The 14,724-nt window shown below is 67.6% G+C and carries 12 protein-coding genes; 7 read left to right on the top strand and 5 right to left on the bottom strand.

Features of this window, described 5'->3' with window-relative positions; translation table 11 throughout:
* Genes FAZ11_RS21065 through FAZ11_RS21050 form a run of 4 tightly spaced genes read right to left on the bottom strand, consistent with a single transcriptional unit; the run spans position 1 to position 4,290 of the window.
* Positions 1-1,503, bottom strand: coding sequence for an ABC transporter substrate-binding protein (locus FAZ11_RS21065; protein ID WP_058774039.1), 1,503 nt, complete (start codon positions 1,501-1,503; stop codon positions 1-3).
* A complete protein-coding gene (locus tag FAZ11_RS21060) occupies positions 1,500-2,588 on the bottom strand; it encodes an ABC transporter ATP-binding protein (protein WP_058774038.1) in 1,089 nt (362 codons plus the stop codon). Before FAZ11_RS21060 ends, FAZ11_RS21065 begins: the two co-directional genes overlap by 4 nt.
* Positions 2,585-3,571 (bottom strand): ABC transporter ATP-binding protein, encoded by a 987-nt coding sequence (locus FAZ11_RS21055; protein ID WP_058774037.1) that lies wholly within the window; start codon positions 3,569-3,571, stop codon positions 2,585-2,587. Before FAZ11_RS21055 ends, FAZ11_RS21060 begins: the two co-directional genes overlap by 4 nt.
* Complete coding sequence (locus tag FAZ11_RS21050; RefSeq protein ID WP_058766294.1) at positions 3,568-4,290, bottom strand: FadR/GntR family transcriptional regulator; 723 nt, start codon at positions 4,288-4,290, stop codon at positions 3,568-3,570. The genes FAZ11_RS21055 and FAZ11_RS21050 overlap by 4 nt, the downstream gene beginning before the upstream one ends.
* Positions 4,291-4,629: 339 nt before the next feature.
* On the opposite strand from FAZ11_RS21050, the gene FAZ11_RS21045 reads away from it, so the two are divergent.
* The 5 genes from FAZ11_RS21045 (at position 4,630) to FAZ11_RS21025 (ending at position 10,937) form a co-directional block, all read left to right on the top strand.
* Positions 4,630-5,898: a DUF445 domain-containing protein gene (locus FAZ11_RS21045; protein WP_058774036.1), complete on the top strand. Its 1,269-nt coding sequence runs from the start codon at positions 4,630-4,632 to the stop codon at positions 5,896-5,898.
* A 250-nt stretch (positions 5,899-6,148) separates the two neighbouring features.
* Positions 6,149-7,225, top strand: a complete 1,077-nt coding sequence (uvsE, locus tag FAZ11_RS21040) for a UV DNA damage repair endonuclease UvsE (RefSeq protein WP_058774035.1) — start codon at positions 6,149-6,151, stop codon at positions 7,223-7,225.
* A gap of 285 nt (positions 7,226-7,510) precedes the next feature.
* The gene (locus tag FAZ11_RS21035; RefSeq protein ID WP_137279051.1) at positions 7,511-8,428 is read left to right on the top strand and encodes an aldo/keto reductase; all 918 of its coding nucleotides are present in this window, start codon (positions 7,511-7,513) and stop codon (positions 8,426-8,428) included.
* Positions 8,429-9,721, top strand: coding sequence for an NTP/NDP exchange transporter (locus FAZ11_RS21030; RefSeq protein WP_058773225.1), 1,293 nt, complete (start codon positions 8,429-8,431; stop codon positions 9,719-9,721).
* 97 nt (positions 9,722-9,818) lie between these two features.
* Positions 9,819-10,937: a metallophosphoesterase gene (locus tag FAZ11_RS21025; protein WP_058773226.1), complete on the top strand. Its 1,119-nt coding sequence runs from the start codon at positions 9,819-9,821 to the stop codon at positions 10,935-10,937.
* Here the strand turns inward: FAZ11_RS21025 and FAZ11_RS21020 are convergent.
* Positions 10,909-11,841: a LysR family transcriptional regulator gene (locus FAZ11_RS21020; protein ID WP_058773227.1), complete on the bottom strand. Its 933-nt coding sequence runs from the start codon at positions 11,839-11,841 to the stop codon at positions 10,909-10,911. The genes FAZ11_RS21025 and FAZ11_RS21020 overlap by 29 nt on opposite strands.
* 140 nt (positions 11,842-11,981) lie before the next feature.
* Between FAZ11_RS21020 and FAZ11_RS21015 the strand changes: the two genes are divergently transcribed.
* Positions 11,982-13,484, top strand: a complete 1,503-nt coding sequence (locus tag FAZ11_RS21015) for an MFS transporter (protein WP_058773228.1) — start codon at positions 11,982-11,984, stop codon at positions 13,482-13,484.
* A 234-nt stretch (positions 13,485-13,718) separates the two neighbouring features.
* Positions 13,719-14,672 carry a GlxA family transcriptional regulator gene (locus FAZ11_RS21010; protein ID WP_058760645.1) on the top strand — a complete coding sequence of 318 codons (954 nt, stop codon included), beginning with the start codon at positions 13,719-13,721 and terminating at the stop codon, positions 14,670-14,672.
* Positions 14,673-14,724: the final 52 nt, after the last annotated feature.

Genomic DNA, 14,724 nt, shown 5'->3' with positions numbered 1-14,724 from the left:
CTATTGTCCGCGGCTGACGCCGGCCAGGCGAATCAGGCCGTCGGGATTGGGAATGAGGCCCTTGATATCGGCGCGGGTAGCGATGATGCGCGGGTCGAAGTAGAGGTAGAACACCGGCAGCTCCTCGCGCAGTAGGGTCATGGCCTGGGCGTAAAGCGCCTGGCGTTGGGCCTGGTCGTTGGTGGTGCGGGCCTGGTTGAGCAACTGGTCCAGCGCGGCATTGCAGTAGTGGCCGTCGTTCTGGTTGCCCTTGCAGGTGACGAACTGGTGCACGTTGCCATCCGGGTCGGGGCGGCCGGACCAGGCGCTCAGGCCGAGCTGGAAGTTGCCGGCATGCTGTTCGGCCAGCAGGGTGGCGTATTCGGTAGCGACCAGGTTGACCTCGAAACCGGCTTCGGCGGCCATGGCCTGGATCAGCTGGCCCACCTGCTGGGCGATGGGGTTGTTGGCGATCTTCAGCTCCACCTTGACCGGCAGGCTGACGCCGGCGGCCTTGAGCAGCGCCTGGCTGCGCGCCACGTCGCGGGCCGGGACGGCGAAGGCCTTGTCGTAGTAGGGGCTGCTCTGCGGGAAGGGCTGCACGCTGGGTGCATAGAGGCCCTCGAACACCACCTGGTTGAGCGCGTCGCGATCCAGCGCCAGATCGAAGGCCTGGCGCACCCGCTTGTCGCCGGCGAAGGGATTCTTCGCCCGGTCGCCGTTGGCCATGTTCACCATCAGCTGCATGTAGCCCAGGCCCGGGGTGTTGTAGAGGGTGAAGCCGGCCTGGCCCTGCAGGCCCTTGACGTCGGTGGGGGCGACCCGCTCGATGATGTCCAGGTCACCCGAGCGCAGATTGGCCAGGCGCACCGAGGTATCCGGGATGGGTAGGAAGACCACCTTGTCGAAGTGGTAGGCGGCGGCGTTCCAGTACTGCGGGAAGCGTTCCAGCACGATGCGGTCCTGTTGTACCCGCTGCACGAAGCGATAGGGACCGGAGCAGACCGGCTTGCTGCCGACGTCGCCCGCGGAGGCCTTGGGCGCCAGCATCATGCCGGCGCGGTCGGAGAGCTGGGCGAGCAGGGTGGCATCGGGTTGCTTGAGGCGGATGCGCACCGTCTGGGGATCGACCACCTCCACGGTATCCACCGAGGCCAATTCGCTCTTGCGCAGCGAGTCGGGCAGGGTGCGGGCGCGGTCCAGGTTGAATTTCACCGCGGCGGCGTCGAAGGTCTCGCCGTCATGGAAGGTCACGCCGGGGCGCAGTTGCAGCGTCAGGCTGCGGTTGTCGTCGCTCCACTGCCAGGCGGTGGCCAACTGGGGGACCAGCTCCAGTTGCGGCGAGACGTCCACCAGCTTGTCGCACAGGGCGGTGTAGACCAGCCGCCCGGAATAGGTCCGCGAGCGGTGCGGATCGAGCACGTCGGGATCGTCCTGGATGCCGATGCGCAGGGTGGTCTCGGCCACGGCGGAACCGCCGGCCAGGAGCAGAAGGGTGGCGGTGAGCCAGGCGGAGGCTTTCATGGGGTGGACTCCAGAAGGGACTGATGACGGTTGAACAGGGCCAGGCGGCGGGTGAAGGCCGGGCTGCTGGCGATCACCGGCGGCGGTGCGGCGCCGGCGCCGGCGATCTCGCGCCAGAAGTGGCAGGCCACGCGGGCCTCGCCGGGGGTGGCTTCGAGCAGCGGCTTGGCCTCGCGGCACAGCGGCCGGGCGTGGGGGCAACGGGTATGGAAGCGACAGCCGCTAGGCGGCGCCGTGGGGCTGGGCAGGTCGCCGCCGAGCAGGGCGCGCGGTCGCCGCGCGCGCGGATGGCTGACCGGCACCGCGGCCAGCAGCGCCTGGGTGTAGGGGTGCAGGGGCGTCTCGAACAGCGCCTCCACCGGCGCCAGCTCGACGATCTCGCCCAGGTACATGACCGCCACCCGGTCGCTCATGTGGCGGATCACGCCCAGGCCATGGGCGACGATGATCAGGGTCAGGCCGAAGCGCGCCTTGAGGTCTTCCAGCAGATTCACCACCTGGGCCTGCACCGAGACGTCCAGGGCCGAGACCGGCTCGTCGCCGAGCAACAGCCGCGGCTCGGCGGCCAGGGCGCGGGCGATACCGATGCGCTGGCGCTGGCCACCGGAGAATTCGTGGGGATAGCGCCCCGCCAGTTCCGGCGCCAGGCCCACGGTGCGCAGCAGCTCGGCCACCCGCTCGGCGCGCTGGCGGCGATCCAGCGGCTTATGCAGCCACAGCGGCTCGCCGACGATGTCGGCCACGCTCATGCGCGGATTCAGCGAGGCGAAAGGGTCCTGGAAGATGATCTGCAATTCCTGGCGGACCTGGCGCAGCGCCGCCGTGCTGAGATTGCCCAGGTTACGACCTTCGTAGATGACGTCGCCGGCGGTGGGGGCGAGCAGGTTGAGCAGCAGCCGGCCGAGGGTCGACTTGCCCGAACCGGACTCGCCCACCAGCGCCAGGGTCTCGCCGCGGCGCACCGCGAAGGAGACATCGCTCACCGCCTGCACCGGTGGCCGCGGGCGTTGCAGGAAACCGGCCTGGCCACCGAAGTGCTTGGTCAGGCCGATGGCTTCGAGGATGGGACGATCTACCGCCTTCATGCGCTGGTCTCCAGGTGCTGTTCCAGGGGCGCGCGGATACAGGCCACCTGCTGCCCGGGCGCGAGTGCCACGAGCGGTGGCGGCGCCTGGCGGCAGGCGTCGAGGACGAAGGGGCAGCGACTGGCGAAGCGACAGCCGGCGGGCATCTCGGCGGGGGTCGGCACCCGGCCGGCGATGGTCGCCAGGCGCCCCGTGCGTGGCCCGAGCGAGGGCATGGAGCCCATCAGGCCGATGGTGTAGGGATGCTGAGGATCGTCGAACAGCTGGGCGACCGGACCGGATTCCACCACCCGGCCGGCGTACATCACCGCCATCTCGTCGGCCACCTCGGCGACCACGCCGAGGTCGTGGGTGATGAGGATCATGGCGCTGCCGGTTTCGGCCTGCAGCCCGGCGATGAGTTCGAGGATCTGCGCCTGGATGGTCACGTCCAGCGCCGTGGTGGGTTCGTCGGCGATGATCAGCGCCGGGTCGTTGGCCAGCGCCATGGCGATCATCACCCGCTGGCGCATGCCGCCGGAGAGTTCGTGGGGATAGGCCGCCAGGCGTTGGGCCGCGGCCGGGACCCGCACCTTTTCCAGCATTTCCAGGGCGCGCTGGCGGGCGGCCTGGGTGCTGCCGCCGCGGTGGCGCAGCACCGTCTCCATCAACTGCTCGCCGACGGTGAAGGCTGGATTCAGCGAGGTCATCGGCTCCTGGAACACCATGGCCAGGCGATCGCCGCGCAGGTCGCTGCGGCGCGCCGCGGGCATGCTCAGCAGGTCTTCGCCCATGAAGCTCGCCTGGCGGGCCTGGGTGCGGGCGCTCGGCGGCAGGAGCCCCATCAGGGCCATGGAGGTCACGCTCTTGCCACAGCCGGATTCGCCCACCAGGGCCAGGGTCCGGCCCGGCTGCACGGTGAAACTCAGGCCTTCCACCACCGCGGCCGGCGCTCCGGCGAAGCGTACGCTGAGGTCGTCCACCACCAATACCGGGGCGCTCATAGGGCCTGCTCCAGGGTCTGTTGCAGCACGCTGTCCAGCGCCAGTTGCAGGGCGCGCAGGTGGGCGCGCATCACCGCCGCGGCGCGCACCGGATCGCGGGCGTCGAGGGCTTCCACCAAGGCCTGGTGGTCGTCGTGGTAGGCCAAGAGGCGCTGGGCGTTGCGCGCCCGGTGGCGCAGGTCGCGCCAGATCGGGTCCAGGCGGATGGCGTCGAGCATCTCGAACAGGTCCAGCAACAGGCGATTGCCGGCGGCTTCGGCGATGCTGCGGTGGAAGGCGCTGTCCCACAGCTCGATGGCGTCGGCGTCCTCACTGCTGCCCAGGCGTTCGAAGGCGGTGCGCTCGGCCATGCGGCGGATCAGCGCGCGCTGCTCGCCACTGGCCCGTTGGGCGGCCAGGGCGGCGAGATTCGGCTCCAGGTGCAGTCGCGCCTCCATCACCTCGCTGAAGTTGGTGCGCGCCGACAGCTGGGTCAGGGTGAGGGCCGCGCTCGGCGGCGTGGGGCCCACGTAGGTACCCTTGCCCTGGCGGCGCCAGACCTGGCCCTCGGCTTCGAGCACGGCCAGGGCGCGGCGGATGGAGCGGCGGCTGACGCCGAATTCACTGGCCAGCTCGCGTTCCGGCGGCAGCGGCTTGTCGGGGACGCTGCTCTGCTGGGCCACCAGGTTGCGCAGGGCATCCAGGGCCAGGCGGGCACTGTCGTCGGTATGGATCTGCATCGAACCTTTGCCTCTTAGGTCTGGGCGATCTCCCGAAGCGAAGCGCGCTATCAGCGCCGTCGCCGCGGGATTCGGATAGCAGAGGCGGGTGCAAGGCCGATGCCATTGAAAATTGGTTCGGCACGTCATTCGGCGCGACGCTCTGGCACGATGACGAGCGCCGGGTGGTGAAGCGGACCTCCGGCATTGGTTCGCGCGAGGGCGAACCTTTCGCCGCCTTGCTGGCAGGGGCTGCGCTAGGATGGAGCCGGGTCGCACCGTGGCGGCGCGTGGGAAACTCCATCCGGGCGCCGCTTTCTACCCAGCACCCGCTCGCTGCCAGAGGACCGCCCCATCGTCATGACCACGCTCTCCCGCGACGGCCTCACCCCGGTCCGCCGCATGAAGCTCATCGCCCTGCTGCTGCTGTTTCTCGCGGCCGCGCTCTATTGCCTGGCCACCGCTCTGGAGGCCCGCCATCCGGCCTGGGGCTATGCCGCCGCCTTCGCCGAGGCGGCCATGGTCGGCGCCATCGCCGACTGGTTCGCGGTGACCGCGCTGTTCCGCCATCCCCTGGGGCTGCCGATCCCCCATACCGCCATCATCCCGCGCAACAAGGCCGGGGTCGGGCGCAAGCTGTCGGACTTCATCTGCCTGCACTTCCTCGCCACGCCCCAGGTGCTGGCCAAGCTGGCAGAGCTGGACGCCGCCGGACGCCTGGCCGGCTGGTTGCGCCAGCCGGACAACGCCGCCGCGGTGGCGAGCCAGGCCACCGGTGTCGCCCGCTACTCCCTGGAAGCCCTGCGCGAGCTGCGGGTGCAGGCCTTCATCCGCCGAGTGGCGGTGGAACGCTTGCAGCGCCTGGACGTGGCGGCGCTCTCCGGTGAATTGCTCGATGTGCTGACCGCCGACGGCCGCCACCAGGCGGTGCTCGACGAGGTGTTGCAGGAGATCGACCGCCTATTGCAGGACGAGGACACCCAGGTGCTGATCGCCCGTACCATCGGCGGTGAATTGCGCACCCTCAAGTACCTGGGCCTGGACGAGCGGGTTGGGCGCTGGTCGGCGATCAAGGTGGTGCAGGCGGTATCGCGGCTGATCGGCGAGATCAGCCAGGACCGCGAGCACGAGTTGCGCCGGCATTTCGATGGCTACCTGGTCGGCTTCATCGAGCGCCTCAAGCAGGACCCGGCCTTCCGCCTGCGCGGCGAGCAGCTGCGCGACCGCCTGCTGGAGCACCCGGCGCTGGCCGGCTATCTGCAGGAGTTGTGGGATGAGCTGGTGAACTGGCTGCAAGCCGATCTCGCCGCTCCGGATTCCCGTATTCGCCGCCGCCTGGGTCGGCTGCTGGCCGAACTGGGCGAGACCCTGAGTCGCGACGAGGCCATGCGCCTGTGGATTAACGAACAACTGATCGCCGTGGCCCCGCCCTTCATCGACCGCAACCGCCAGCGTATCGGCGACTACATCGCCGACCGCGTGGCCGCCTGGGACACCGACGAATTGGTCCAGCAACTGGAGCAGAGCGTGGGCAAGGACCTGCAATTCATCCGCATCAACGGCACCCTGGTAGGCGGCCTGGTGGGGCTGGTGCTGCATGCGCTGACGGTATGGTTGGGGCCGGGGTAGGGCATCCGGAGCACGCGTGGAAAAGGCTGCGCCGTTTTCCACCCTACCGCTGCCTCCCGTAGCGTGGAAAACCGCGCAGCGTTTTCCACTGACTGCCTACCGGACCACCCCCTTTCCCTCCGGGAGAGGGCCGGGGTGAGGGCAGCCCCAATTCCCGCATTCCAAGGCATCACCCCGCCACCCATCACCCCACCCGCACCCAAGCGGCGCCCTGCGGACTAATCCCTATAGTCCCTGTCCCGAGCGTCCCATGTATCGAATCGGCTTCGCCTGCATGTACCGTCACCCCGAGCGCAGCCTGTCGCTCAAGGAATTGGAGCAGGTCGAGCGGGCCTTCAACACCCGCACCACCACCCTGCGCTGGCTGGGTAGCGTCGAGCGCGCCGCCGCCGAGGCCAAGCTGCTGGACGTGGTCACCCACAACCTGGACGCCCAGCTGAGATTCGTCGAGCACGTCGCCGACCAGCCGGAAAACCTGCGCATGCTGCGCCTGAGCAGCGACCTGCTGCCCTTCTACAGCCATGCCGAATTCGCCTATTTCTATCGTTCCCAGGAGTTGCAGGCGCTGCTGGAAGATCGCTTCGGCCGCCTGGGCGAACTGGCGCGCCGACGCGATGTGCGGCTGTCGCTGCACCCCGGACAATTCTGCGTGCTGGGTTCGGATCGCCCCGAGGTGGTGGAGAACAGCCTGGCGGAATTCGAATACCACGCCGACATGATCCGGCTGATGGGCTACGGCCAGCGTTTCCAGGACTTCAAGTGCAACGTGCACATCGCCGGTCGCCTGGGCGTGCCCGGCATCCGCGCGGTCTGGCCGCGCCTGTCCAGCGAGGCGCGCAACTGCATCACCTTCGAGAACGACGAGAAGACCTACGGTGTCGACGACTGCCTGCAACTGGCCGACCTCGCGCCGGTGGTGCTGGACATCCACCACTGCTGGATTCACGAAGAGGCCTATATCGATCCCTGGGAACCGCGAGTGGCGCGGATCATCGACAGCTGGCGCGGCGTGCGTCCGGCCATGCACTACTCCCAACCGCCGGAAGCCCTGATGGAAATGGGTGTCTCGCCCACCGAGCGGATCGATATCAAGTTCCTGCTACAGCAGATCAGCAAGCGGCTGCTCTATGGCCACAGCGACATGATGTGGAACGACTGGTGCAACCGCTACGCCTGCCAGTTCCTTGACCGCTTCGACATCATGTTCGAGGCCAAGCACAAGAACGTCACGGTGCGGGATTTCTATGATCGTTACCTGGGTGGCGATGGCAGTCTGCCGCCGGCGGATCACGGCATTCTTGCAGGCCAGGATGCCGCCAACCCGTAGCGTGGAAAACCGCGCAGCGTTTTCCACTGGGCAGTCAGAGCTAACCAGTGGACAAGGCTATGCCGTTGTCCAGGCTACGGGAGGCAGTATGTAGGTTGGGTTGAGACGGCTCCATCGTCGAAGCCCAACAGGGAGGTTCAAACTGGGCAACGTTGGGCTTCGCTGCGCTCAGCGCCAACCTACGAGAGCGTCGCAACATGCCGCAATGAGCCCGGCGGGCGATCGGTTGGAAGAACCGCTTAACTCAAAGGTCATCTATCCTGACTGCCCGTCGCGAGGCCCGCCATGCCGACCCGTCGCCATTTCCTGCAGACCACCACCGCCCTGGCCGCCGCCGTGACCGCCGCGCCCTGGCTGTGGCAGAGCGCCCAGGCTGCCGAGCCGCTGCTGACCCGCAAGATTCCGCGCACCGGCGAGGCGCTACCGGTGGTCGGCCTGGGTACCTCGGGCAATCTCGATGTCGAGCTGAACGACGCCGCCCTGGCGCCGTTGCAGGAGGTGCTCCAGGCGCTGTTGGACGGCGGTGGTAGCCTCATCGACACGGCCCCCAGCTACGGCAATTCCGAGCGGGTGGCCGGTGAGCTGGTCAAGCGGGCCAAGGCCCGCGACAGGGTCTTTCTCGCCACCAAGGTGTCCTCCACCGGCCGTGAGCGCGGTGCGGCGCAACTGGCCGCCAGCTTCCAGGCCTTGCAGACCGACCGCCTGGATCTGGTCCAGGTGCACAACCTGCAGGACACCGCCAACCAACTGGCCCTGCTGCGCGAACAGCAGCAGGCCGGCAAGGTGCGCTACGTGGGCGTCACCCACTATCGCGAGGCGGCGCTGGACGATCTGCTGGCTACCCTGAAAAAGGAAAAGGTCGACTTCGTGCAGTTCAACTATTCGGTGGGCGAGCGCGAAGCCGAGAAACGTCTGCTGCCCTATTGCCGTGACCAGGGCATCGCCGTGCTGATCAACCGACCCTTCCAGCGCGGCAACCTGCTCTCCAGCACCCGTGGCAAGCCACTGCCGCCGCTGGCGGCCGACCTGGGCGCTACCAGCTGGGCGCAGCTGCTGCTCAAGTTCATCCTCGCCGACCCGGCGGTGACCGCGGTAATCCCGGCCACCAGCAATCCGCGCTACATGGTCGATAACCTCCAGGCCGGCCGTGGGCGCCTGCCGGATGCGCGTCAGCGCGAGGCCATCGCCGGGCTGTTCGACTAGATGAAGGACTGGCTCGGTCGCGTCCTCGACGCCCGCGCCGGCGAGTCGTCCGCGGCCCTGGCGGGTTTCGCGCTGTTCCTTTGCCTGTTCGCCGGCTACTTCATGCTGCGGCCGATCCGCGAGGCCATGGGCATCGCCGGTGGGGTAGAGAATCTGCAGTGGCTGTTCACCGCCACCTTTCTGGTGATGCTGCTGGCCGTACCCCTGTTCGCCTGGCTCAACTCGCGGGTGGCGCGGATTCGCTTCGTCGACTGGGTCTATGGCTTCTTCGCGCTTAATCTGCTGGCCTTCGCCGCCTGCTTCGCCAGCCTGGGCGACAGCGTCTGGCTGGCGCGCACCTTCTACGTCTGGATCTCGGTCTACAACCTCTTCGTGGTCTCGGTGGCCTGGAGTCTGATGGCCGATGTCTTCGACGGCGCCCAGGCGCGGCGGTTGTTCGCCTTCATCGCCGCCGGGGCCAGTGTCGGTGGCCTGCTCGGCCCGGTATTGGCCGCGGCCCTGGCGCCCCTGGTCGGCGAGGCGGGCCTCGCGCTGCTGGCCGCCGCGCTGCTACTCCTAGCCCTGGCACTCAAGGCCTATTTGTTGGGTTGGCGCGAGACCCGCGGTGCCGGGCGACCGGGCGCAGCGCCGACGGAAAGTCCGCGGCGCCCGGTGGCCGGCAATCCCTTCAGTGGCCTCACCCGGGTGCTGGCCTCGCCCTATCTGCTGGCGGTGAGCGCCTTCGTCATCCTGCTGGCCACGGTCAGCACCTTTCTCTATTTCGAGCAGGCGCGGCTGGTGGCCGAACTGTTCCCCGACCGGGCGCGCCAGGTGCAGGTGTTCGGGCTGCTGGACTTCGTGGTCCAGGCTGGCGCCCTGGCCAGCCAGGTGCTGATCACCGGGCGCTTGGCCCAGCGGCTGGGCGTGCGCGTCCTGCTGGCCGGAGTGCCGCTGCTGATGTGTGTGGGCTTCTTGGGGCTCGCGCTGCTGCCCACCTTCGCCATGCTGGCGGGCCTGATGATCGTGCGGCGCATCGGCGAATACGCCTTCATCCGCCCGGGCCGCGAGATGCTCTTCGCGCCGCTGGACGCCGAGACCAAGTACAAGGCCAAGAACTTCATCGACACCGTGGTCTACCGCGCCGGTGACGCCGCCAGTGGCTGGGCCAAGAGCCTGCTGGACCTGCTCGGCCATGGCGCCTGGCTACCGGCGCTGATCGGTGCCGCCTGCGCGGCGCTCTGGGCCTGGCTGGGCTTCTACCTGGGCCGGCGAGCGGACCAGGCCGTCCAGACGGAGGAGACGAAGCCGCGCTGAATGCAGGCTGAATCGGTGTAGCTGGAAACAACCAGGGCGCTGGAGCCCAGTCGGTAGGGTGCTAAGGTAGAACCCTCTCCTCGCCCCAGGGCCCTCCATGTTCCGTTCCCGTACCGCGATGTACCTGGTTCTTCTCGCCCTGCACCTGTTCATCGGGGTCAGCCTGATCGGCGATCTCGGCCTATCGCTGGCCGGACAGCTGCCGTTCTGGCTCCTGCTAATCCTGTCCTTCGTCCTGGTGCCCCTGGGCTTTCGCTCGCGGGACATGCGTTCGCGGCTGCTGGCCTGGGCGGCGCTGATCGCCATGGGCGTGTTTTCCAGCCTGGCGATCTTCAGCCTGCTGCGCGGCCTGGTCATGGCCCTGGCCAGTCTGGTCGGCCACCCGCTGGACGCCGCCTGGCGCAGCGGCAGTGCCTGGGCGGTGCTGGGACTGGTGCTGCTGGTGGCGCTGAGAAGCCTCTACAACGCCCGGCGCACGGCTAAGGTCAGGGAGGTGGAGCTGGCTCTGCCGGCGCTGCCCGCCGGCCTGGACGGGCTGCGTATCGTGCAGCTGAGCGACCTGCACATCGGCCCGACCATCAAGGCCGGCTACCTGCAACGCATCGTCGATAGGGTCAATGGCCTGGATGCCGACCTGGTGGCCATCACCGGCGACCTGGTGGACGGCAGCGTGGCCGAGCTGCGCCATGAATTCCTGCCGCTGCAAGGGCTCAAGGCGCGCCTGGGCACCTACGCCATCACCGGCAACCACGAGTACTACTCCGGTGCCGAGGCCTGGGTGCGCGCCTGGCGCGAACAGGGGCTGGCGCTGCTGATCGACGAGCACCGGGTGCTGGAACATCAGGGCACGCCCTTCGTACTGGGCGGCATCACCGACTACTCGGCGCCGCTCTACGTCCCAAGCCACAGGAGCGACGCCGCGGCCGCCTTCGCCGGCGCCCCGGAGGGGCTGTTCCGCTTGCTGCTGGCCCACCAGCCGCGCTCGGCCCCCAAGGCCGAGGCCGCCGGCGCCGACCTGCAGCTCTCCGGCCATACCCACGGCGGCCAGTTCTGGCCCTGGATGTACTTCGTCCGCTTCCAGCAACCCTGGGTGGCCGGCATCCACCGCCTGGGCCGGCTGACCGTCTACATCAGCCGCGGCACCGGCTACTGGGGCCCGCCGCTGAGATTCGGCGCGCCGAGCGAGATCACGCTGATCCGGTTGCGGCGGGGGTAGGGTTCGCAAGGGCAGGGGCCTTGAATAGTCGCTGCTCGATGAACTCCACGAATACCCGGACCTTTGGGGAAAGGTGGCGGCTGGAAGGCCAGAGCGCCCAGAACTGGCCTTCGTCCCGGGTGAAGGCATCCAGCAGCGTTTGCAGCTTGCCCTCCGCGAGGGCGTCCCGCACCAGGAAGTCCGGCATGAAGGCGATGCCATGGCCGTCCTGCGCCGCCATGAGCAGGGCTTCCATGTTGTTGAGCACCAGGGTGGTCGGCAGGTGCAGACGGGTGAAGAGCGGATCGGCCGACAGGGTCCAATCCATGATCTTGCCCGTGGTGACGAAGCGATAGCGCAGGCAGTCGTGCTGCTCCAGGTCCGCCGGGATGGAGGGTCGCCCATGCTGGCTCAGGTAGGCGGGTGCGGCGCACAGGACGAAGCGGAAAGGGCCCAGGCGTTTGGCCATCAACTTGTTGTCGGCCAGGCCACCGCTGCGGATGACCACATCAAAGCCTTCCTCGATCACGTCGACCAGTTCGTCGTTGAAGTCGAGCTCCAGCTCGATCTGCGGATAGCGCTGGCGAAAGGGCGCTAGGTGAGGCAGCAGAAACCGATAACCGATGGTTGGCAGGCTGACCTTGAGCCGACCCTGGGGCGTCTGCGCGGCTTGGGAAAGCAGCGCTCGGGCCTCTTCCAATTCATCCAGCACACGCTTGCAACGTTCGTAGAACAGCGCGCCCTCCGGCGTAAGACTGACCTTGCGGGTGCTGCGATGAAACAGCCGGACCTTCAAGGAAGCTTCGAGCTTGGCCACGTTCTTACCGACGGCGGACGCCGAGATCCCCATGGCTTGGCCGGCGTTCACGAAACTCAAGGCATCCGCGGTCTTCACGAAAGCGACCAGGCTAGTGAGGCTGTCCATTCCGATTGAGTCCTTTTGCTCCGTTATCAGTGGATCTTAGCCTTGTTTATCGCTGATTGCGTCCTGGATAAGGTGAGCCGAATTCGTCGCGCGCTCACCCCGACAGTCCGGCCGGCTGTCGAATCCGCAGGAATTCCACCGTGCACAAGTTCTCAGCCGAGGTCACGCCTACTGCGTCCGGCCGCTATTCGATCGTCCTGGCCATCTGCCTGGCCGCCCTGGTATTGCCGCTGAGCTTCACCGGCGGCGCTGTGGCGACGCCCGCCATAGGCATGGCGTTGCACGCCGATGCCGTGGCCATGACCTGGATCACCAATGCCTTCATGCTCAGCTTCGGCAGCCTGCTCCTGGCCGCGGGGACCTTGGCTGATCGCTATGGCCGCAAGCGCCTGTTTATCGGCGGTATTGCCGGCTTCACCCTCGTTTCGCTGCTGCTCGCCGGCGCTCCTTCGATTCTGTGGCTCGATGCGTTGCGTGGACTCCAGGGCGTGGCGGCAGCCGCAGCCCTGGCGGGTGGTAGCGCGGCGCTGGCCCAGGAGTTCGAAGGGCCGGCGCGCACGCGCGTCTTCAGCCTGCTCGGCACGACCTTCGGTCTAGGGTTGGCCTGCGGCCCGCTGCTTTGCGGGATGTTGCTGGACGGATGGGGCTGGCGAGCCATCTTTCTGTTGACCGCCCTGCTGGCCGGTGTTGCCGCGCTGGTGGCACTGAAGTGTATGCGGGAGAGTCGCGATCCGCAGGCGAGTCGTCTCGATGTTCCGGGGGTATTGAGCTTTTCCTGCATGCTGGTGGCCTTTACCTCCGCCGTCATCCTGGGGCCTCGCCAAGGCTGGACCTCGCTTGGGGTGACATTCCTGTTGCTGCTCGCAGCTCTTGGTCTGCTGCTGTTCGTACGCGGACAACTAGGTAGCCCGCGGCCGATGCTGGAGCTGCGGCTGTTTCGCCTGCCGCGTTTCCTCGGCGTACAACTGCTGCCTATCGGTACCTGCGTCTGCTACATCGTGTTCATCGTCTTGTTGCCGCTGCGCCTGATCGGCGTGGAGGGTTTGGGGGCGACTCGCGCAGGTCTGGTACTGCTGGCGCTGACCCTGCCGTTGCTGGTGGTCCCGCTGCTGGCGGCCTGGCTGACCCGTTGGGTGCCGGCCGGACGCCTTTGCGCGTTCGGATTCCTGTTCGCAGCGGCTGGTCTCCTGGCGCTCAGCCGCTTCGCCCTGGGCAGTGAACTCCCCGCGACGTTGCTCTGCCTGGCCATGATCGGCGTGGGCACCGGGCTCCCCTGGGGGCTGATGGATGGGCTGGCGGTAGGCGTCGTACCCCGTGAGCGAGCCGGCATGGCGGCCGGTATCTTCAATACCGTCCGGGTCGCCAGTGAAGGCGTGATCCTGGCAATAGCTTTCGCGCTCTTGAGCGCCTTGATAGAGCAGCTGCTCGCCCACTCGCTGGTCGATTGGTCCGCCCCGGCACGGCTGGCGTTGGCCCAGCAGTTGGCACTGGGCGATCTCCAGGGCGTATCTCTGGCCACCGCCGAGGTGCTCCGCCAGGCTTACCTGGATAGCTTCGGAACGCTGCTGAAAGGCGCGAGCCTCGTCACTGCACTGATCGGGCTGGTCACGCTGGTAATGCTCAAGCCAAGACGCCCGGGCTAGCGCGATTGGGACCGTTTGATGCGCAAGGTTTCCAGCGAAACGGCGACTGGACGCGGGGTCGGTATGAGTGGCTATCGAGGTATGCCGGTAAATGCAGATCCTGATGTGCAATGGGTAATACACAGACAAAAGCAGCTTGCCCTCGTGGCGTAAGTTCTTATCCTCACCTCAAACTTCACTCGGGCGGCGCCACCGCCCAGGGATAATTCGCTACACGGATAAGGACGTATCGCCATGACGAGGACAGTGGCTTTCCTGCTGGTCCCCGAGGTGTTGATGCTGGATTTCGCCGGGCCGGTGGAGGTGTTTTCCATCGCCAATCGCTATCTGCCGGCGGATGACCACTATCGCCTCGTGACCATCGCCGCCGGGCGGCGGCGCACCCTGCGCTGTTCGAATGGCATGACGATCCGCACCGATCTCACCACGGCTCAACCGCCCGCGGCCTACGACCTGTTGCTGGTCCCCGGGGGGCCCGGCGCCTACAACGAGCCGCACCCCGATACCGCCGCCTGGCTGCGCCAGGTGCCCGATAGCTGCAGCCGTTATGGCGCGGTCTGCACCGGGACCTTCCTGCTCGGCAGCGCCGGGCTGCTCGATGGGCGCCAGGTGACCACCCACTGGAATTACCGCGAGCGCCTGGCGCGGCGGTTTCCCCGCGCCCAGGTGACGGCCGACGAGATCTACCTGAGCGACGGCCCGTTGCTGACCTCGGCCGGGGTCACCGCCGGTATCGACCTGGCGCTGGCCCTGGTGGCCGAGGACCACGGCAAGGTCATCGCCCGCGAGGTGGCCAAGGTGCTGGTGGTGGTGACCCAGCGCCAGGGCAAGCAGGCGCAGTTCAGCCCGCTGTTCGACGACCCGGAAGCGACGACGCCCATCACCCAGGTCCAGCGCCATGTGGTGGCCCATATCGACCAGGCCTATTCGATCAGCCGTCTTGCCGAACTGGCGACCATGGGCACCCGCAACTTCGCCCGGGTGTTCAAGCGCGACACCGGCATGACGCCTCTGGAATTCGTGCTGCGGGCGCGCATCGATCACGCCCGTGGATTGCTGGAGACCAGTGACCTGCCCCTGAAGACGGTGGCCTTTCGCAGCGGCTTCGCCAGTGACAGGTGCATGCGCACCGCCTTCCAGGGCCATTTGGGGCTGACCCCGGCGCAGTACCGCTATCAATTCAGCTGACGGCAACGCCGATGGCGGTATCACGCCTATCGATGGCAGCTTCCGGCCGTAG

It is taken from the genome of Pseudomonas rhizoryzae (assembly GCF_005250615.1).
Taxonomy (GTDB): domain Bacteria; phylum Pseudomonadota; class Gammaproteobacteria; order Pseudomonadales; family Pseudomonadaceae; genus Chryseomonas; species Chryseomonas rhizoryzae.
Note: the sequence above shows the minus strand (reverse complement) of the source record. Positions and strands in the feature narration are given on the sequence as shown.